Raw genomic sequence first — 20,415 nt, forward strand, 5'->3', positions numbered from 1 at the left:
TTTTAGAGTTTTTTTAGCTGGCGATCGCCTCCGGTGTTGCTTGTTTTAGGCGCTCACGAGTTTCCATTTGCTCCTGATAGTTTGCCAACTGTTGTTCAATCTCAGCCTTAACAATTTCACGGTACTCAAGGAAATGCTCAATCTGCGCACAAACCGTGAGATAGCTGGGGATACCACGGCGGTTGTGAATGAACATCTGCGCCAAATAATACCAAAAACTAAATCTAGTTTCACGGACAATCCCTTGCCGCCAACAGATAATCGCTAACGCCCGTAGCATCGACCACTCAAAGGGCTTTTTCGTCTTTTTCTGACGCTTTTTCGGATACTTATGGCAAGGTGCCTCACCCAAAATGCGGTAGTGCTGGTAAGTGCGATCCAAATATTTTTGTGGATCGTAAAGGGCATAAAATCCCCGGACAAACTCTTCCGCAATCTCTTCCACAGGACGAGTGGGAATAAAATTCATCAACGTGGTTTGGTTAATATCGCCGGAGCCAGAATCTTCCAGAAGCCGACCTTCTTTATTCAGACGATGCCACAAACCAGTATCTGGCAATACCTGCAACATGCTAAAAATCGCAGTGGGAATGGTACTTTGTTGCACAAACTCCACAACGCGATCGCCGGCTCCTTTCTTTTCCCCATCAAATCCCACAATAAAGCCCGCCATTACCCGCAGACCAGAACTAATAATCTTATTAACCGATTCACTCAATGGATCACGGGTATTTTGGAATTTCTTAGTCACCTCCAAACTATCCTCATCGGGAGTTTCAATGCCCAAAAAGACTGTCCCGAAATTACAAGCCGTCATCATATCCATCAACTCTTGGTCACTAGCCAAGTCGACAGATGCTTCTGTTGCGAAGGAAAAAGGATAACCATTTTCCTCCATCCAAGGTTGCAACTCCTTTAATAACAATTTCACATTACGCTTGTTACCGATAAAGTTGTCATCCACAAGGAAGATAGTGCGTCGCCAACCAAGATCATAGAGACATTTCAGCTCAGCGATCAGTTGCTGGGGCGTTTTCGTGCGGGGCTTGCGGCCATAGAGCACAATGATGTCGCAAAATTCACACTGGTAAGGACAACCCCGCGAAAATTGCACTGACATCTCAGAGTAAGCAGCCAGCTCTAGGAGATCGTAGCGGGGAATTGGTGTTGTGGAAATGTCGGGCTTTTCTGTCGCGCGAAAAATGCCAGACTCTTCACTATTGTTAATAGCCTCAACAAACATGGGAATGGTTATTTCCCCTTCGTCCAGAACAAGATAATCGACTTCGCCTTTTAATTCTTTGGAAAATGCCGTTGCATAGGGGCCACCGATCGCCACTTTTAGACCCCGTTTTTTTGCCTCTGCGATTTGATCAGCAATGTCATATTTTTGTACAATCATGCCCGACATAATCACAATGTCCGCCCATTCCCACTCTGCTTCGGTCACGGCGCGAATATTGCGGTCGACAAGTTTGAATTCCCACTCTTGGGGGAGAATTGCCGCGACGGTAATCAAACCCAAAGGAGGCAACAACGCTTTGCGCCCAATTAGTTCGATGGCCTTTTCGAAAGACCAAAAGCTCTTTGGAAAAACTGGATAAATCAGTAAAGCGCGCATGCCGTCTCCCTTTTTAGAACGATTTTCGCTAAAAGAATTTTCTTATGTAATCAGTCTTAGCACAGTTCTTTTTGTTTGAAATGACATCCAAGGATGATTTGAAGCAGAGAATCAGTCACTAATTAATATCTTTAATATTATCGACCCTGATGTTTAGCGGCGGCCTTATTCAGTGGGCGATCGCCATTACATTTCTCCCTGAGGTCGGGAACTCCGCCGGATCGAAGAAAATAACGGTCAAGGCGAAGAAATTGTCATCACTCCATGAATTTGAAATCATTCAAATCTGATGATCCTTTTGGGGCGATCGCCGCCGGCTCTTAAGAAGAATAATCCTTAATCGAGACCAAGCTATCCGATTGGGCATCCCACAACACAAACTCAGAACAACGCATGATATCCCCTAAACGAACCTTGGTCACACGACCTAACAGATGGGCATTTTTCTCATGGCAAGCCCGGAGATTGTAATTGGGGATTTTTTCAGAAAGATGGTGAATATTGTGATAGCTAATATCTGCGGTAAACCATTTCAAAATGGGTGGTATATCTAGATAGCTACTTCCTTCTACAGCCCCTAGTAAATAATTCCAGTCGGCAGTTTTGTGAGCATAAGCACCATCAAAGTTATGTTGCACGAAAAAGACAGCAATCAAACTAGCCGCTGACAGTGCCAGCACCACAGAATAAGTCCCGAGAAAGAAGGCTGTTCCCAAGGTCTGGCAACACAAAATCCACCCACCCACTACGCAAAAACCGTTGAGTAACAAATCCCAAAATTCAGCGGTTGACCCCCAGTGCTTCGGGCGGTGACTGGCGATCGCCTCCGAAAACTTGATTGAAGGATTTTGCTTGAAAGACCGGTATACATCTCCCACAAAATCAACCATGCCGAGCAAGAGGACTAATCTTGGTTTAAACGCCAGATAGAAAAATCCGCCGGGAAGCACCATACGGGGATGGCGCGTAAAATCATAGACTTTTTTGTCAAATGTGCTTAAGCCGTCATATTCGTCGAGAGACAGAAAGTCCCCTATGCCCCGATATCGTTCCCAATCGCCATTCGTTTTGTGATGATAGGCATGATCCCGAGACCACCAGTATTGGGGCATCGCTGTGAGCACCCCAAAAATAAAGCCGACAATGCGATTGGCGGCCTTCGAGGTGAAGAGTGAGTAATGGCCGCAGTCATGCATCAGAGAAAAAATGCGTAGGGAAAACAGCACAATTAGCACAATGATTGGCGGCAACAGAAAGATAGAAATCGCTGAGGCTTTGACGGCGAGAAACCAGAGCAAAAAGTAAGGGATCAGCGTATTTAAAACCTGATAGGTGGCCCGGAAATTATTACTTTTCATATAGGGCAACAGTACGAAGTCAGATTTTTTTAGGGTGTTGTTCATGCAGGAAAGCAGTCATCGTGGCTTGAGGGAGTGAAGACTGATTGTGACACAATTACACCGGGTTGACTTTTCTAGAAGCGACTGAAAATAGGTGAATATGCTGAAGTGCGGGCGATCGCCACAATATTCAGTTAAGTTTAGGTTGATTTTTTTGAATCTTGATCATTTGACTCTGCTGAAATCCTGACAAGTTTACTGTGGCGATCGCCTATTTTTCTTTTTCTAAATTTGAAGGATTAGACAGTTTGTCAATAACTAGAACTAGAGGCGACGATAACGCATCCCCGGCAACTGACTGATCAAACCCTCTAGCTCCCACTGCAAAAGCGTCGCAGATACCCGATCGGCGCTCATCCCCGACTGCACCACAATTAAGTCAAACGGTGTCGCTTCTGGTGAAATAGCCTGCCAAAGCGGCAGTAAGGGTTTCGGAATTTGAGAATAATCCGGCGGACGAACAATGTCTGGTGCCGGCTTAAGGGCAGCCCCTTCTGGCGGCAATAGCGACAATTGCATAGAGGATTCATCAAGCTGAGGCAAACCACCGAGATCTTCGATCAAACCTTTTTCGCTAAGAATCATACTCGCTCCCCGACGAATCAAATCTAAACAGCCACTAGACTGCTGCTGTTCGGGAGAATTAGGCAAGGTATAAACATCGCGATTAAATTCATTGGCATAGCGGGATGTAATTAAAGAACCAGAACGAGTCGGCGCTTCTATCACCAATGTGGCACGGGTTAACCCGGCAATAATTCGGTTGCGCGCTGGAAAATTGCTGCGATCCGGTTTAGTCCCTGCGGGATACTCACTGACGATTAAGCCCTTCGCAGTAATCTTGTCGTACAGTTGGCGGTGATTCGCCGGATAAACCACATCGAGCCCAGTTCCTAAGACTGCAATGGTGCGACCAGCAACCTCTAGGCAAGCCGTGTGAGCAATGCCATCAATACCCTTTGCCATGCCAGAGACAACGGTAAAACCGGACTGACCTAAGACCCGACCAAGTTTCGCTGTCCAACGTTTGCCATGTTCTGTGGGATGTCTTGTACCTACCATGGCGATCGCCGGAATCTTGCCCTGATTTTCCAACCCATTGACCCGGCCGCGATAATACAACAGGGGTGGCGGGCTGGGAATTTCTAACAGTAATTTTGGATAATCAGCATCCGCAGGAGTCCAAAACTGTGGATTTTTCTTCAGGTGCTGTTCATAAACTTGCTCCGGATTCAGGGGCGATCGCCCAGCCATGACCTTGTCAATTAACTTGCCACCTAAACCCTCAACCTCCCCCAGAACCTCCCGAGGAGCTTGCCATGCCACCTCCAGAGAACCGAAATGCTGCCAAATTCGCTTCAATAAAACAGGACCAATACCTTTTATTTGCGACCACCCAACCCAGTAATAGCGCTCCATTACCACCTATTCGAACCACAAAAACTTATCTTACTTGAAATAATTTCAGATTTTATTTGAGAATAACTTGCATTAGCTGCTACAATTGCGCAAGTCCTGCAAAAAATTAGCATTATTACTTTACGGTTTATATGAAAATTCGTTTTTCTGCTCTTTGCAGTGTCGCCGCTAGTGTGGCATTGTTTACAGCGGGCTGTACTCCGGAAACCCCTACCACAACAGAAGAAACCCCAACAACTTCTGCTGAAACCGAAGCAACTGACACCGACACAGAAGCTGGTGAACTCAACCTTTATTCGTCCCGTCACTACGACACTGATGCCGAACTATATGAGAAGTTTTCTCAAGCAACAGGCATTGAAGTCAACTTGATTGAAGGTAAAGATGACGAATTATTAGAGCGCATCAAAACAGAAGGTGAAAATAGCCCTGCCGATGTCTTAATTACCGTTGATGTTGCCCGTTTATGGCGCGCTCAAGATGATGGGTTGCTACAACCAGTCGATTCCGAAGTTTTAGTCAGTGCAATTCCGGAAAACCTGCGTAGTGCAGATAATACTTGGTTTGGTTTGACGAAGCGAGCGCGCGTAATCGTCTATAACCCAGAAACAGTAGACGAATCCGAGTTGTCAACCTACGAAGATCTCGCCGATCCAAAGTGGGCAGGGCGTTTTTGCGTGCGTAGCTCTAGCAATACCTACAATCAGTCTCTCGTTGCCGAAAAAATTGTCGAACTCGGTGAACCAGCAACGGAAGAGTGGGCAAAAGGCCTCGTTAGTAATTTTGCCCGTGAGCCAGAAGGTAATGATACCGCTCAAATTAAGGCTGTGGCGGCTGGTGAGTGTGACCTTACCCTTGTCAATAGCTATTATGTCGGACGTTTGCGCAATTCTGAGGATCCCCAAGATCAAGAAATTGGCAACAGTATCGGCCTCTTTTTCCCGAATCAAGAGGGTAGCGGTACCCACATCAACGTTAGTGGCGCTGGTATTTTAGCCAATGCTCCAAACCCAGAGCAGGCAAAGGAATTTCTTGAGTTTATGGTCACGCCTGAAGCACAGGAGATTTTTGCAAACAACAATAACGAATATCCTGCTGTCGATGGCATTGAACCGAATACAGTTGTAGCTGCGTTTGGTGAGTGGAAAGCTTCGCAGCTTCCCCTCGAAAGTTTTGGCGAAAATAATGCTAATGCCGTAAAACTCATGGATCGGGCTGGCTGGAAATAGTCCCCACGTTACGGCGATCGCCCTTCAAGTTTCCTCAAGTGTGTTTGAGATATCTTCTACGTTAATTCGGAAGGTATCTTTTTTTTTGCCACGACAAAACTATGTAGTTTTCAGGGCGATCGCCATCTATTGAGCCGACAACAATAGAATTTCACCAGCCTCAATTTTACGAACAAGCTCCCTGAGACTTCTTTTTTCCTGAGATGTCAAATTGCGAGTTTTGACAGTTTTCGTTAGAAATTTTTCCATTTGCGGGGTCACAATCTTTTCAGCATAAATAGCAGCAAGGGCAGAATTAAGCGACATGGGTAGGTGGTTCCTTAAAATCAAAGATGCTTTTGTGTCTATATCAAGTATCAACCGAATTTACTTTTGTCTCCGTGACCTTAATACAGCAGAATCATGTACGTAGTCTGGCACATTTGTGTCGCTGCCCCTGTGAAAATACGGTGTAGATCCAAGACCATTGTGATTTACATCATGTCGCGCTCCCACCCACAAGACCCGAACTGGGGCTGCCGGCACCAGACCATTCCCAGTATTGCTCGTACTCAACCCAATAAAAATAAAAAAAGTGGACTAACTTCATTAGCCCACTCTTCTAGTAATATTTTGACGATCCTTAGAGCCCCTTAAAAAGAGACTATTTATGTTTTATTGACCTTTCAACCAGTTGTCGTCGATCATTGCATCATCATTAATAATGGGAGACTTTTCCTTAACATCAACCGGAATAGGAGTGTCATCAGAAATCAATTCATCACCCGTGATAATTGCAGGGTCAGCCGCACTAGGGGTCGTAAAAGCACGAGCCGTTTGATCATCGAGGATTTCGCTACCATCTAAATCCTTGTACGAGCGGTGGGACAAAACATTTCCACTACTCTCAGAACCGCTGGCAACAACATTGTGGTAACCCGTTGCTGTATTGCGATTTGTACCGAGATCATCCGCCGAATCATCTTGATTATTAAAGCCGGTACCCGCAGGAATTAAGCGACCAATAATCACGTTTTCCTTGAGACCCCGTAGCCAGTCAGATTTTCCTTCAATGGCCGCCTCAGTGAGAACACGGGTGGTTTCTTGGAAGGATGCGGCAGAGATGAAACTATCGGTATTCAAAGAAGCCTTAGTGATACCGAGAAGCACAGGCGTATAACGGGCAGGAGCACCACCAGTAATGGACATTGCTTCATTGACTTGTTCAACTTGACGAAGCTCGATCAACTCGCCGGGTAGCATGATGGTGTCACCACCATCGTCGATACGAACTTTTGCCGTCATTTGACGCACGATTACTTCAATGTGTTTGTCTGAAATATCAATGCCTTGGGATTGATAAACGGCTTGTACTTGTTCGACAAGGAAGCGTTGGGATTCTCGCAAACCAATTAATGCTGCATCGTAAATCCCTTTGCTTTCTGCGTAATACTCAAAGAAAATTTCGAGGATCTCATGGGGGTTATTTAAACCGTCTGTGAGGGGTTCTGCGGGACCCACTTGTTGACCGTCAATGACCATAACGCTTTGGTTAATATTAACGGGATAGTCTGTTACGACACCGTCGTCTTCGATGACTTTTACGTCAACGCTTTCATCATCTTCGTACACAACTTGACAGGTTCCCGGACGACGCGCCAAGATGGCTGCTTCTTTGGGTTTACGTGCTTCAAGGAGTTCTTCAATACGCGGTAGACCCTGAATGATGTCCCCTGTTTTTGCCCGCTCGAAGACGAGTAGGACAAGGTTGTCGCCCCGCTGTACAAGATCGCCTTCGTCAATGTGCAGAATCGCGCCACCGGATACACGGTATGGACGCGCGTGACGCACGGTAATTTCGGTATCGCTCACTTCAAGAATCTGACCAGATTCTTCAATCATGATGCCTTCGGCAATTTCGGTGCCGGATACAATGAGATCTTCGGGGCTAACTTTGGGCTTGCCGTTGATCTTAATGGTGTGGCGATCGCTGTCCCGGACGAGCAGTAAGCGACGAATAGCCTCTTCGCCACTGCGAATACCGCGAACTTCACCCGCTTCCTTACACTGAATTTCCGTACGAGCAACCACAGCGCCCGGTTCTAATTCATCGCCATCTTTTACCATTAAGCGGGTTTTAATTTGACCGCCTAAGGGATCACTGTCAGAATCCCGACGTAGAATTAAAGATTCAAGGATGACGAGTTGTAGTCGTTGAATATCAGCATCGGTGGGATCTTCTTGGAGCTCAATATCAGCGTAAAGATTTGCCAGAACATCTTCGTCTTCACCCTCTAAAGGCTCAATTTCAATAATGAGCTGGGTGCTTAGGAGTGAGACACCATCAACGGACTTAACGCGATCGCCGTCCTTATGAAACAGGCGTTGTACGGCATGGAGATTGATGTTACGGCCAGACTCTTGCTCGTTCATCGAACCTTGGGAAGGCTCAATGGGCTTATCGTTAACTTGATATTCCTCTACAGGACGGATTAATAATGCTGTACCTTCTGTGCTAACGACTTTTTCGCCGTAGCTTAGTGATTCGAGGGTTACTCCTTCAATGATCTCCGTGCCGGGTTGAATCAATTGCTCGTGGTACTGGTCGGCGATCGCCTCATCAGTCAGGTGCAATTCACCCGGCTTGATAATCACTTCCCGTAGAATATCGTTCTTTTCAATCACTTCAACGACACCAGCAGATTGCGAGAAGATATCTTTGACAACCTCAGTACCCGCCTCAATATATTGACCATTTTCGACAATCCGAAGAGAACTGTCCTTATTAACCTCGTGGCTTTCCTCAGGAATCCAGAGTAAAGTACCACCCTTCGTCACTTCATAACCTTGCTTTTTCGTTCCCTTAGCAACTTCAACACCCGCGTACTTGAGAATACCGCCAGTTTGAGTTTGATAACGGCTATCAATTAGCTCCGCAATATTGGTATGGTTTTGAACCTTAGTCCCCGGCGCTGTCTTCAAGAGGAATTGGTCACCACGAGAGGTTTCGATGATGTACTGCTCAGAACCACCACCACTTTCGAGGAGCACCTTTGCCTCATCAAGTAATACCGATGCCGTGACAATTTCAATTTCTCGGCTATCCGGGATCAAGCGCACCACACCACCAGACAGGGAGACAAGCTTGGTCTCAGCTAGGACATCTCCCGGCTTCACATGGGTATTGTTTTCCACTACTGCCTCAGCACCAGCTGGGAGATTATACACATCACCCGCAAGTACCCACATCAAACCACTTCTTTGGGCAGAGCGAGTCGTATTGCCTTGGCGGTCAGTTTTCTCTTCAGCCACCAAATTATCAAAGAGGACTTCACCAGCTAGATCAGTAGAAACATCTTTCGTTGCCTTTTCCGTGGATTTTTGAGTTTTCTTCGCAGAAGCTGCCTCAACCAGTAAGTCTCCTTTTTTCACAGAAGAGCCTTCTGATGCCCAAACCAAAGAACCCGTGGGCAAAGGATGAGTAATCATTTTGCCGTTATCGCTAGGCTTAATCACGAGATTACCCGCAACTTCGACTTGCTCTACCTCATCACCGTGGCTTGTACGAACGCGACGCGTGCTGAGGCCATCTTTAAACTGGATAATGCCGGCTTTCGATGCCCGAATTTTCTTCGCTGCTTCTTTTGTAAATACACCACCCGTGTGGAATGTCCGCATTGTGAGCTGTGTACCCGGTTCACCAATCGACTGGGCTGCAATAATACCAACAGCTTCACCCATATCAACCATATGGCCATGGGCTAAGCTCCAGCCATAGCACTTCCGACAAACAGAACGTGCAGCTTCACAAGTGAGCGGCGATCGCACTTCGGCTTCTTCTACTGTTTCAGCAATTTTCCTCGCTAAATCAGCATCAATATCTTGATTGCGAACAGCAATAACCTCACCTGTTTTCGGATCCGTGACATCCGCATTTAGTACCCGGCCGAATAGACGATCCTCAAGGGGAATCTGAATACGCTCACCGTCAGTCATTGATCTGAGCTTCAGACCACGGGCTGTGCCGCAATCTTCTTCACGGACAATCACATCCTGAGAAACGTCTACTAAACGGCGGGTTAAATAACCAGAGTCAGCAGTTCGTAGTGCCGTATCCACAAGACCTTTCCGTGCACCGTAGGACGAAATAATGTACTCAGTAACCGTTAGACCTTCGCGGAAATTTGTCTTAATGGGTAAATCAATAATTTCCCCTTGGGGATCTGCCATCAAGCCCCGCATACCAACGAGTTGACGAACCTGAGATAAATTACCCCGTGCTCCACTAAAGGCCATCATGTAGACGGAGTTGAGTGGATCGGTATCGCGGAAGTTTTTGACGACCTCTTCTTTCAAAGCTTCAGAGGTACTATTCCAAGTATCAATTACCTTTTGGAAACGTTCGACCTCAGTAATTTCTCCTCGGGAGTAGCGAGCTTCCGTTATACGAATTTCTTGTTCGGCACTGTCAAGCATTTGACGCTTTACAGGCGGCACTTGTAAGTCATCGACACTAATCGAAACACCTGCTTGGGTTGCGTAGCGAAAACCCATCGTCTTGAGGTCATCTGCCATAGTTGCACAGTGGGCAGACCCATACTCTCTATAGGCCCAAGACATTAGCTTTTTAAGGCGTCCCTTGTCGATAATACGGTTATAAAAAACGGCTGGCTTTTCCTTTGTCATTTTTTTAGCGTTGGGATGATGGGCAGAAGAAAAATAAGAGGGATCGCTGGGATGAGCTTGACAGATACTGAGTGGTTCAAAGTCAATTCATCCCAAAAATCACGTTTAGATGGCGACAGTTTCTAAGTTGGCATTGGGATTAAGACCAAGGGCATCTTGAATTGTTTTGTTGTAAATGATGCGTCCAGGAGTGGTCTTAATATATTGGCTCAGTAGCTCACCATCCGCCGATTCTCTGACTTTACGTTCACGGTAGATCTTTGAGACCGAACCATCTTCATGGGTTTCGCTCTCTAAAACCTTGTCGTCAGCTTCGCTAGTATCTACGTCTCCGAGGTAGCGGAGCCAGACATAGGCATGTAAATCGACATCGCCGGTTTCATAGGCACGGACTGCATCTTCCATGTTGCCGAAGTAGCGACCTGCGCCTCTTTGTGCACTGGGATTATCAGCTGTGAGGTAGTAACACCCTAAGACCATATCTTGTGATGGGGCAACGATTGGTTTACCTGTGGCCGGGGACAGGATATTGTGACAAGCCAACATCAGTAGTCGAGCTTCTGCTTGTGCTTCTAAGGACAGCGGCACGTGCACAGCCATTTGATCACCGTCAAAGTCTGCGTTAAATGCTGGACAAACGAGGGGGTGCAGTTGGATGGCTCGTCCTTCTACCAAGATTGGTTCGAAGGCTTGGATGCCAAGACGGTGGAGTGTGGGAGCGCGGTTAAGCATGACCGGGTGACCCGTAATTACGTCGGACAATACGTCCCAAACGCTTTCGTCGCCTCGTTGAATCAGCTTTTTCGCTGCTTTGATGTTGTTCACCATACCGCTCTTGATCAAACGGTGAATGACGAAGGGTTGGAACAATTCGATCGCCATCTCACGGGGCAACCCGCATTGGTAAATTTTGAGTTTAGGACCGACAACGATTACGGAACGACCGGAGTAGTCAACACGTTTACCCAGTAGGTTTTGGCGGAAACGACCTTGTTTACCTTCAATAATGTCCGAGAGGGATTTGAGGGGACGGTTATTTGCTCCTACAACAGTCCGGCCACGACGACCATTGTCAATGAGGGCATCGACGGCTTCTTGGAGCATCCGTTTTTCGTTACGGACGATAATTTCAGGGGCAAGAATTTCTTGAAGACGTGCTAAACGATTGTTCCGGTTAATAACTCGACGATACAAATCGTTTAGGTCAGAGGTGGCAAAGCGTCCACCGTCAAGCTGTACCATCGGGCGTAAGTCCGGTGGAATCACGGGAATGCTATTGAGTACCATCCATTCTGGGCGGGCCCCTGTGGCAATGAAGTTATCGATTACCCGTAAGCGCTTAATGAGTTTGGCGCGCTTTTGTCCTTTGGAGCCGGCGATCGCCTCACGGAGTTCTTCGGCAATTTCTTCCAGTTCGAGTTCTTGGAGTAAACGTTCAACCGCTTCAGCACCAATGCCAACTTCCACGTCTTCAAGCTGAGAATCTTCACTGTAAAGTTGATCCTCAATTTCAAGCCATTGATCTTCAGTGAGCAGTTGCTTATAGCTGAGATTCGTAGCATTACCGGGGTCAAGGACAACATAGGCGTTGAAGTATACAACCTGCTCAACGTCGCGGAGTGCCATATCGAGCAAAATACTCAAATAGCTCGGAATCCCTTTGAGATACCAGACATGGGTTACGGCGGCGGCGAGCTTAATGTAGCCCATGCGGTGGCGACGAACGCGAGATTCAGTAACCTCTACACCACAACGCTCACAGACGATGCCGCGATGGCGAACCCGCTTGTATTTACCACAGTGACATTCCCAATCCTTGGCCGGCCCAAAAATCCGCTCACAAAATAGACCATCCATTTCCGGCTTTAATGTCCGGTAATTAATCGTCTCTGGCTTTGTGACTTCACCAACGGTTTGACCATTGGGCAGAGTTCTTTCCCCCCACTGTCTTACCCGCTCAGGGGAAGCGATACCGATTTTTACGTAATCAAAATGTTGTTCTTGTTGGTGTTTCATGTCCGTGGCTGTTGCTCGCTCTCTACTCAATAAAACTGCGCGATGTTTTTAATTCATGAAAGTAAAGGGCGATCGCCACCCCTTACTTTACCGACGACGTTATTCAGATGCCTCTACCGGAGCCCCTGATTGCTCTTCATTAGAAATAGATTCATAGGTAGGGCGATTAGGCGCACGACGTTGATTGTCCATCATCAAATCAACCTCGACATCCCGACTCGTTCCATCCTCCGCGGCCTCCACCTTATGAACAGCAATATCAAGACCTAAAGATTGCAGCTCACGCATCAAGACCTTAAAGGACTCAGGCGTACCCGGCCGTGGAATCGGTTTACCCTTGACAATCGCATTCAGCGCCTCATTGCGGCCTTGCATATCGTCCGATTTCACAGTTAAGAGCTCCTGGAGAGTATAGGCAGCACCATAAGCTTCTAATGCCCACACTTCCATTTCACCGAAACGCTGACCACCCTGTTGAGCTTTACCACCCAGAGGCTGCTGCGTGACAAGAGAATAAGGACCTGTAGAACGAGCGTGGATCTTATCGTCCACTAGGTGCACTAGCTTCAGCATATAAGCTTTCCCAACGGTTACCGCACGGTCAAAAGGCTCACCAGTTCTACCATCATAAACCTGGATTTTTCCGGGATCATCCTCATTAAAAATCCAGTCGCGGTTAGGCTTTTTCGAAGCCTCACGAATCTTGCCATGAACCGTTTCACGGGAGGCTTCAGCACCATGCATCTCGTCGAATGGCATCATCTTAAAGCGAGCATTGAGGTGCTCACCCGCCCAGCCTAGCAGACACTCAAACACCTGACCCACATTCATACGAGAAGGTACACCAAGAGGATTAAGGACAATGTCAATCGGGCTACCATCGGGCAAATAGGGCATATCTTCAATCGGTAAAATTCGAGAAATAATGCCCTTATTACCGTGACGACCTGCCATCTTATCGCCGACTTGAATCTTGCGTTTTTGAGCCACATAAACACGGACAACCATGTTTGCGCCCGGCGGTAACTCATCACCTTGCTCACGGGTGAAGACACGTACATCAACAACACGGCCTTTTTCACCGTTAGGGACTTTTAGGGAGTTGTCACGAACATCACGGGCTTTTTCCCCAAAAATTGCACGGAGTAACTTTTCTTCCGGAGGCTGATCCGACTCACCTTTTGGCGTTACCTTACCAACAAGAATGTCACCCGATTCGACCCATGCGCCGATACGAATAATGCCCTGCTCATCAAGATTACGCAATGAATCTTCACCAACATTCGGAATTTCGCGGGTAATTTCCTCAGGGCCAAGCTTCGTTTGACGTGCTTCGATTTCAAACTTTTCAATGTGAATGCTGGTGTAAACATCGTCGTATACCAGACGTTCACTAATGAGAATTGCATCCTCGTAGTTGTAGCCTTCCCATGGCATGTAGGCGATCGTCACATTTTGACCAAGGGCAATTTCACCGCCCTCTGTGGCAGAACCATCTGCCAATACTTGACCCGCCACAACATCTTCCCCGATGTCAACGAGAGGACGTTGATTTAGGCAAGTGTCTTGGTTAGAGCGTTGATACTTTTGCAATTGATAAACAATTTCACGCGCATTATCTTGCCCTTCGCCTGTCGGTTTGACGCGAATCACTGTTGCATCGACAAAGGTGACTACGCCGTCTCCGCGGGAGACAATCACCATACCAGAGTCACGGGCTGCTTGTGCCTCTAGGCCTGTACCAACAAGGGGACGCTCTGGACGCAAAAGAGGTACAGCTTGACGTTGCATGTTTGAACCCATAAGAGCACGGTTTGCATCGTCATGCTCAAGGAAAGGAATGAGTGAGGTTGCAACAGAAACAATCTGAAGTGGTGAAACTGCGACGTAGTCTACCTGTTCTGGGGTCGTGGTAGAGAATTCTCGGCGATAACGTACAGGTACTGTCTCCCCAAGGATATTTCCTTCTTCATCACGGGGGACATCACCCGGTGCAACGCGCATATCGTCTTCTTCGCCAGCTGTTAGGTAAACAGAACCTTGATCAAACTGGATTTTGCCATTTTCAACGCGATAGTAAGGTGTCTCAATGAAACCATACTCATTCACTCTGGCATAAGTCGCTAGCGAACCAATCAAACCGGCATTCGGTCCTTCAGGAGTTTCGACAGGACAAATACGACCATACTGAGTCGGGTGAATATCACGGACAGCAAAGCCTGCTCGTTCACGGGTTAAACCACCAGGACCGAGGGCTGACAAACGACGCTTGTGGGTCAGTTCGGCTAACGGATTTGTTTGATCCATGAATTGAGATAGCTGCGAAGAGCCAAAAAATTCTTTTATCGCAGCAACTAAAGGCTTGGGGTTTACCAAGGAAGCGGGGGTTAATGAGTCTGACTCACTAACTGTCATGCGCTCACGAATAATTCTTTCGAGACGGTTTAAACCAACCCGAACTTGGTTTTGGAGTAGTTCGCCCACGGAACGGACGCGGCGATTACCCAAGTGGTCAATATCGTCGATGTTGCCAGTATCAAATTCAAGGTTAATGAGATAGTCGATCGCCGACAAAATATCGGTGGGGGTTAGGACGCGAACTGTGTCTGCAATATTTAGACGTAGTTTTTTGTTGATCTTGTAACGACCAACTTTACCGAGGTCATAGCGTTTGTTATCAAAGAAGCGTGATTCTAAGAGTTGCTGACCACCACTCACAGTGGGAGGTTCACCCGGACGTAACTTCCGATAGAGTTCGAGGAGTGCGTCTTCTTCACTGGGATTGCCTTCCTTATCGAGGGTCTTTTGATAGAAGTCCGCATGACGGAGAGAATCAAGGATCTCACTGTCAGACAAGCCCATTGCTTTCAACAATACTTGCGCGGAAAGCTTACGCGTTTTATCGATACGAACCCAAACAATACTGTTCTTGTCTGTCTCAAATTTCAACCACGCGCCACGGTTCGGAATCAAAGACGCGGAGTAGGTGCGACGACCATGCTTATCTACTTCAGACTTGTAGTAGACACCCGGCGATCGCACAATTTGGTTTACGATTACTCGCTCTGCGCCATTAATAATGAATGTACCGCGGTCCGTCATTAAAGGTAAGTCACCAATAAAGACTTCTTGCTCTTTAATCTCGCCGGTCTCTTTGTTAATTAGACGTGTGGGAACATACATCTGCACGCCGTAGGTGCTATCCCGACTTTTGGCCTCAGTCATACTATACTTAGGCTCTTTGAGGCGATATTTTTCTCCAATGAAATGCAGTTCCAACTTACCCGTGTAGTCTGTGATGGGCGAGAAACTATTCAATTCTTCAATTAACCCTTTTTCAAGGAACCAGCGAAAACTTGACCGTTGAATATCAATTAGATCAGGAAGCAGGCTTTGGGTGATATGAGTCATAGGAGTTGTCTGTGGTCAGGATAACTGGGCAACAAGGGCGCAAGGCAAAAATTGGCTGCTAGCTAGGCGATCGCGCCTGCATGAGGGATCAGCGTCAGAATAGGGTCATAAAATGTGCCTTAAATCAGTAAAACGTCAAAAAACATTCTCTGTTAGGGATATCCCAGAGAACGTCATTAGAAGCTTGCGTCACAAAGTAAATCCAAAAAGTTTACTTGCATTTAGGCTGGTTTGTTCGGCAAGAGTGGCCATTTCTGTACCTCTAAGTTCTGCAAGATAAGTTGCAACATAGTGGACAAAAGCTGGCTCATTACGCTTCCCGCGCTTGGGCACAGGAGCTAGAAAGGGACAGTCCGTTTCGATAAGCAACCGTTCGTCAGGTACAAGTAGAGCCGACTGTTTGACTTGATCAGCTTTTTTAAAGGTTACGACACCGCTAAAACTGACATAAAACCCAAGGTCTAAAAACCATTGAGTCTCTGCCGGTGTGCCCGTCCAGCAGTGCATAACGCCACGCAACTTTCGGCCTTTTGCAAGAAATCTTTCGATCACTTGCTTAAATTCGGAGGCTGCATCACGACAGTGAACAATGATGGGCAAGTCCAAATCGGAGGCAATTGATAGTTGAGACTCGAGGACATGAACTTGATGGGCTTGGTTGTCTGCTTTAAAAAAGTCAAGACCTAATTCACCAATGGCAACGACTCTTTGATCACTGGTAGCATAATCATGAATTTCAGTTGCCATTGTCCCAGTCCATTTATCTGCATCTAGGGGATGAAGCCCAACAGAAAATTTTAATTCGGGAAAACGATCTGCCAAGCTGCGAATAACTGGAAACTCAGATGGCTCGACACAGGAGTGAACAAGATGGGCTACATTGGCTGCACGCCACCGTTGAGCGACTGACTCAATGTCGTTTTGAAAAACGTCGAAGTTAATGTGAACATGAGTATCAACAAGTTGCATCTAATGCCAAATAGCTCCTCAAAATTATCGAATGGATGCCGGAGGCAACGAAACTGGAACTCTGAAGCGACAGATTATGCGGTGACGGCTTGCTTAAATTCCTTTGCTAAACGAGCTTTTTTGCGAGCGCCTGTATTGCGGTGATACACGCCTCTTTTTACAGCTTTGTCAATTTTGCTGTAGGTTTCAGAAATACATTTCTGAGCTTCTGCTTTGGTGGCATCGGAAGTCTCAGCGGCACAAGCCTCAATTGCTTGAAATGACTTCTTGGTGAGGGTTTTGACAGCGGATTTGTAGGATTTATTGCGTAGGCGATTGCGCTCAGCAATCTGAATTCGTTTAAGAGCAGACTTAATATTAGCCACGGTTGTCTGAATTATTTTTAGGTGAACAGGTAGATATGGACGATCAAAGAGATTATTGTAGCAAATAACGGTCTACAATGTGGGGCGATCGCCAAAGAAATAAAAAATTTAGGATAGATATTCCGGAGTGTGATTTTAGCATAAAAGGGAAAAGCAAACACCCTGAGCCATACCAACGGGGAATTAAATTCAGTAGAATAAGGGCAGATCTGAAAAAATACCCATTCGACAAATATTATTTTTCTATGCTGCGTATCCTTTATCAGCAATCTGAAGCGAAAGACGAATTATTACGGATAGCTAACCGCACATCCCATGATGTGGCATTGGAGCAGGAGGCGGCAGTCAAGGAGATTGTCAGTGCGGTAAAGGAGTCGGGGGATCAGGCTGTATTAGCCTTTACAAAAAAATTTGACCGCCAAGAGATCACGGCAGCACAGTTGCGTGTTTCTGCGGCAGAGCTGGATGCGGCGTACCAGCAGATCGATCAATCTCTGCTGCAGGCAATTCGGTTAGCGAGTAAGCAAATTGAGGCGTTTCACCGTCAGCGTGTGCCGAAATCTTGGGTGCAATTTGGTGAGTATGATGTTGTATTGGGGAAACGTTATACGCCTGTGGATCGAGCGGGCTTGTATGTGCCGGGGGGACGAGCGTCTTATCCTAGTACTGTTTTGATGAATGCGATTCCTGCAAAGGTGGCTGGTGTCCCTCGCATTGTGATGGTGACTCCCACTGGGGATGCTCAGAAGATTAATCCGGCGGTTTTGGTGGCGGCTCAGGAAGCGGGTATTGAAGAGATATATCGAGTTGGTGGTGCTCAGGCGATCGCCGCGCTAGCCTACGGAACCGAAACAATTCCGGCGGTAGATGTAATCACTGGGCCAGGGAATATTTATGTGACCCTCGCCAAGAAAATGGTTTATGGTCGAGTGGGTATTGACTCTTTGGCTGGACCTTCTGAAGTTTTGGTGATTGCAGATGAGAGTGCTGACCCAGCCCATGTAGCGGCTGATTTATTAGCCCAAGCGGAGCACGATCCCCTTGCTGCCGCGATTTTGTTAACGCCGAGTAAGACTTTTGGCGAAGCTGTCCAATCCCAAGTTTTAAAGCAACTCCAGGGGCATCCCCGTCAAGAGCTGACGGAAAAGGCGATCGCCCACTATGGCGTTGTGGTGATTGTTGATTCTCTGAAAGATGCGGCCGAATTATCGAATCTTTTTGCGCCGGAGCACCTCGAGCTAGAGATTGATGATCCTTGGGACTTGTTGCCTCAGATTCGCCACGCGGGGGCGATTTTCCTTGGTCACTCTACGCCTGAAGCGGTGGGAGATTATTTGGCTGGGCCAAACCACACATTACCGACGGCTGGTGCTGCTCGTTACGCGTCTGCTCTTGGGGTGGAGACCTTCATGAAGCACTCTAGTATCATTCAGTATTCGGAAAAGGCACTAAGAAATGTTGGCGACGCAATTCAATCGTTAGCAAAAGCTGAGGGTTTGGCTTCCCACGCTGAATCAGTCAGGATTCGTATTGATAAAAAGCCGAAAAGCTAAATGCCAAGGGCTACAAATTTTTGGAGATAATTTACCCATTTTGCGGCAAGGTCAGTTTGGGTAAAGGGAATTTTAGTGCTGTCTTTGTCGGTTTTGTAATTAAGGCTAAGGGCGGCTTTGCCTTTGCTTGGTAAATTGTCTAAGTTTTCAGGATCGATATCGGCAAAGGTTTGGCCGTCAATGTCTAGGCTGACATCGGATAGGTCGGCGATCGCCACAGTTTGGAGATTAATAATGCCTTTGCGGGTGGCTTTGCCCCAAGTGATCTGACCATTGCGATAACCGATAACAGAATATAAATCGTATTTGGCTTGATCAAAATTATCAGCCCAAACTTTGTAGGCTTCTAGTTTTTTGTATTCAGCCGAGCCTGCCCAAGCCAGACCAATAAAAGTTGCCAGCAAAGGTAGCCAAAGTAAACCCCGTTCCATAATGATTTTGTCCTAGCTCTATCTAGGATTACTCCGATTCCTGTGATTCAACAAAATGGCGCAGACTTAGTAATGCCACAGTCTGACCAAGATTTAAAGGTAGCAGAGAAACACCTTCGAGGCGGGACTGGAGCCAGCCGTCATCCCATGACCATTCATGAAAGCCATCGATTCCTTTACTCAAGATGAAGCGCACACCATGCTCGTTGATCTCGTCGACGCGATGTTTTACGGGAACTGCACCGATATAAGTTGTGAATTCTGATTGAGGGGTCAGTTGTTCCGGTAAATTTTCGAAACGCTGCATCCACAGCCATTTTTTTAGCTGCTCAGGCTGAGTCAAACTTTTTTGAATCGTTTTGCTGGAAGCTTTGACTTCAAAACGAATATTGCTGTGCTGAAACTGTCCAAACATCCGGCTATGCTGTCATGCTCACTATGAGTAATGCTTAAGATTATAACGAGCTACATTCTGTCGAGGGGGAAACAATTTACCGGATGGCGCGTCTCAAAGAGCACAACAGACACAACATGAGGACTACATTTGTTATGTCTTTCTCCGCTTCTCACTCTCGTAAATCCGGAGCGATCGCCCTTTTGGGGACATTATTTGTCAGTTCGGCGATCGCCCCCTTTATTTCAATGAATGCCGCCCAGGCACAACTGTTTAAAAATCAGCGTTCCAGTTCTAGCCAGAATGCCAATCAAAATCGCAATCGCACGGTGAATATCGCTGCTGGCGCTGAAATTCCCGTCATGGTTCCTGAGGCTGAGAAAATCTTTGTCGCTCCCGACGAAACGATGGATTTAACCGTGGAAGTCGCGGCGAATCTGAAGGATCGCTACGGACAGGTTTTAATTCCCTACGGCACAGAAATCGAAGGGCGCATTGAGCCTGTCGATAGTGGCGGTTCGCAATTTGTCGCCCGCAATATCGTTTTTTCGGACAATGATACCCAAACAATTTACGGTGAATCTCGTGTTATTACTCGCACAGAGGTCGTCAAAGAAGGCGCTGATGGCACAGATATTCTTGAAGGCGCATTGATTGGTGCTGGTGCTGCGGTAATTCTCGGTGGTGTTACCGGCGATCGCAAAATTGACTTGAGCACAATTCTTCTCGGCGGTGGTCTCGGAGCCCTCGGTGGCTGGGCTTTAGGTAGCGAAGAAGCCGAAGTGATTGCCATTGATCCTGACCGCGATCTTGACATTATTTTGAGCGATCGCCTCGCCCTGCAACCCTACGATTACCGTAGTTCCCAAACTGCCCGCAACGACGATCTCATCTGGGATTAAGACAGTTTGTAAGGCATAACCCTCTCCGCTATGATGGTAC

The 20,415-nt window shown here is 47.0% G+C and carries 14 protein-coding genes; 3 read left to right on the top strand and 11 right to left on the bottom strand.

Annotated features, from left to right (window positions below; all coding sequences use genetic code 11):
• Positions 1-13: 13 nt before the first annotated feature.
• From NIES208_RS03460 to dprA, 3 genes are all read right to left on the bottom strand, one after another.
• On the bottom strand, positions 14-1,621 hold the full coding sequence (locus NIES208_RS03460; RefSeq protein ID WP_075889757.1) for a B12-binding domain-containing radical SAM protein: 1,608 nt from the start codon (positions 1,619-1,621) through the stop codon (positions 14-16).
• A gap of 320 nt (positions 1,622-1,941) precedes the next feature.
• Complete coding sequence (locus tag NIES208_RS03465) at positions 1,942-2,979, bottom strand: fatty acid desaturase (protein ID WP_235641333.1); 1,038 nt, start codon at positions 2,977-2,979, stop codon at positions 1,942-1,944.
• Positions 2,980-3,285: 306 nt separating this feature from the next.
• A complete protein-coding gene (gene dprA / locus NIES208_RS03470; protein ID WP_315861614.1) occupies positions 3,286-4,446 on the bottom strand; it encodes a DNA-processing protein DprA in 1,161 nt (386 codons plus the stop codon).
• A 125-nt stretch (positions 4,447-4,571) separates the two neighbouring features.
• On the opposite strand from dprA, the gene NIES208_RS03475 reads away from it, so the two are divergent.
• Positions 4,572-5,669 carry a Fe(3+) ABC transporter substrate-binding protein gene (locus NIES208_RS03475; protein WP_075889763.1) on the top strand — a complete coding sequence of 366 codons (1,098 nt, stop codon included), beginning with the start codon at positions 4,572-4,574 and terminating at the stop codon, positions 5,667-5,669.
• Between the two features lie 126 nt (positions 5,670-5,795).
• Here NIES208_RS03475 and NIES208_RS03480 read toward each other — a convergent pair whose 3' ends face one another.
• From NIES208_RS03480 to rpsT, 6 genes are all read right to left on the bottom strand, one after another.
• Complete coding sequence (locus NIES208_RS03480; RefSeq protein ID WP_075889765.1) at positions 5,796-5,975, bottom strand: hypothetical protein; 180 nt, start codon at positions 5,973-5,975, stop codon at positions 5,796-5,798.
• 348 nt (positions 5,976-6,323) lie between these two features.
• Positions 6,324-10,334 carry a DNA-directed RNA polymerase subunit beta' gene (locus NIES208_RS03485; protein ID WP_075889767.1) on the bottom strand — a complete coding sequence of 1,337 codons (4,011 nt, stop codon included), beginning with the start codon at positions 10,332-10,334 and terminating at the stop codon, positions 6,324-6,326.
• Between the two features lie 105 nt (positions 10,335-10,439).
• Positions 10,440-12,350 carry a DNA-directed RNA polymerase subunit gamma gene (locus NIES208_RS03490; RefSeq protein ID WP_075889769.1) on the bottom strand — a complete coding sequence of 637 codons (1,911 nt, stop codon included), beginning with the start codon at positions 12,348-12,350 and terminating at the stop codon, positions 10,440-10,442.
• Positions 12,351-12,449: 99 nt separating this feature from the next.
• Positions 12,450-15,761 carry a DNA-directed RNA polymerase subunit beta gene (gene rpoB, locus NIES208_RS03495; protein ID WP_075889771.1) on the bottom strand — a complete coding sequence of 1,104 codons (3,312 nt, stop codon included), beginning with the start codon at positions 15,759-15,761 and terminating at the stop codon, positions 12,450-12,452.
• A 189-nt stretch (positions 15,762-15,950) separates the two neighbouring features.
• Positions 15,951-16,730, bottom strand: a complete 780-nt coding sequence (locus tag NIES208_RS03500) for a TatD family hydrolase (protein ID WP_075889773.1) — start codon at positions 16,728-16,730, stop codon at positions 15,951-15,953.
• A 74-nt stretch (positions 16,731-16,804) separates the two neighbouring features.
• On the bottom strand, positions 16,805-17,095 hold the full coding sequence (gene rpsT / locus NIES208_RS03505; protein ID WP_075889775.1) for a 30S ribosomal protein S20: 291 nt from the start codon (positions 17,093-17,095) through the stop codon (positions 16,805-16,807).
• A gap of 245 nt (positions 17,096-17,340) precedes the next feature.
• Here rpsT and hisD point away from each other — a divergent pair, with 245 nt between their 5' ends.
• Positions 17,341-18,648, top strand: coding sequence for a histidinol dehydrogenase (hisD, locus tag NIES208_RS03510; RefSeq protein ID WP_075889777.1), 1,308 nt, complete (start codon positions 17,341-17,343; stop codon positions 18,646-18,648).
• Here the strand turns inward: hisD and NIES208_RS03515 are convergent.
• Together NIES208_RS03515 and NIES208_RS03520 are read right to left on the bottom strand one after the other, a co-directional pair.
• Positions 18,645-19,079, bottom strand: a complete 435-nt coding sequence (locus NIES208_RS03515; RefSeq protein WP_075889779.1) for a hypothetical protein — start codon at positions 19,077-19,079, stop codon at positions 18,645-18,647. The genes hisD and NIES208_RS03515 overlap by 4 nt on opposite strands.
• Positions 19,080-19,107: 28 nt before the next feature.
• Complete coding sequence (locus NIES208_RS03520) at positions 19,108-19,494, bottom strand: hypothetical protein (protein WP_075889781.1); 387 nt, start codon at positions 19,492-19,494, stop codon at positions 19,108-19,110.
• A 134-nt stretch (positions 19,495-19,628) separates the two neighbouring features.
• Here NIES208_RS03520 and NIES208_RS03525 point away from each other — a divergent pair, with 134 nt between their 5' ends.
• Positions 19,629-20,375, top strand: a complete 747-nt coding sequence (locus tag NIES208_RS03525) for a hypothetical protein (RefSeq protein WP_075889783.1) — start codon at positions 19,629-19,631, stop codon at positions 20,373-20,375.
• The last annotated feature ends 40 nt before the right edge of the window (positions 20,376-20,415 follow it).

This window comes from [Limnothrix rosea] IAM M-220, from assembly GCF_001904615.1.
GTDB lineage: Bacteria > Cyanobacteriota > Cyanobacteriia > Cyanobacteriales > MRBY01 > MRBY01.

What these genes read in the sequence shown, in the direction of transcription:
- NIES208_RS03460 (WP_075889757.1), bottom strand. Translation starts at nt 1,621, where the DNA reads ATGCGCGCTTTACTGATTTATCCAGTTTTTCCAAAGAGCTTTTGGTCT.
- NIES208_RS03465 (WP_235641333.1), bottom strand. Translation starts at nt 2,979, where the DNA reads ATGAAAAGTAATAATTTCCGGGCCACCTATCAGGTTTTAAATACGCTG.
- NIES208_RS03475 (WP_075889763.1), top strand. Translation starts at nt 4,572, where the DNA reads ATGAAAATTCGTTTTTCTGCTCTTTGCAGTGTCGCCGCTAGTGTGGCA.
- NIES208_RS03480 (WP_075889765.1), bottom strand. Translation starts at nt 5,975, where the DNA reads ATGTCGCTTAATTCTGCCCTTGCTGCTATTTATGCTGAAAAGATTGTG.
- NIES208_RS03485 (WP_075889767.1), bottom strand. Translation starts at nt 10,334, where the DNA reads ATGACAAAGGAAAAGCCAGCCGTTTTTTATAACCGTATTATCGACAAG.
- NIES208_RS03490 (WP_075889769.1), bottom strand. Translation starts at nt 12,350, where the DNA reads ATGAAACACCAACAAGAACAACATTTTGATTACGTAAAAATCGGTATC.
- rpoB (WP_075889771.1), bottom strand. Translation starts at nt 15,761, where the DNA reads ATGACTCATATCACCCAAAGCCTGCTTCCTGATCTAATTGATATTCAA.
- NIES208_RS03500 (WP_075889773.1), bottom strand. Translation starts at nt 16,730, where the DNA reads ATGCAACTTGTTGATACTCATGTTCACATTAACTTCGACGTTTTTCAA.
- hisD (WP_075889777.1), top strand. Translation starts at nt 17,341, where the DNA reads ATGCTGCGTATCCTTTATCAGCAATCTGAAGCGAAAGACGAATTATTA.
- NIES208_RS03515 (WP_075889779.1), bottom strand. Translation starts at nt 19,079, where the DNA reads ATGGAACGGGGTTTACTTTGGCTACCTTTGCTGGCAACTTTTATTGGT.
- NIES208_RS03520 (WP_075889781.1), bottom strand. Translation starts at nt 19,494, where the DNA reads ATGTTTGGACAGTTTCAGCACAGCAATATTCGTTTTGAAGTCAAAGCT.
- NIES208_RS03525 (WP_075889783.1), top strand. Translation starts at nt 19,629, where the DNA reads ATGTCTTTCTCCGCTTCTCACTCTCGTAAATCCGGAGCGATCGCCCTT.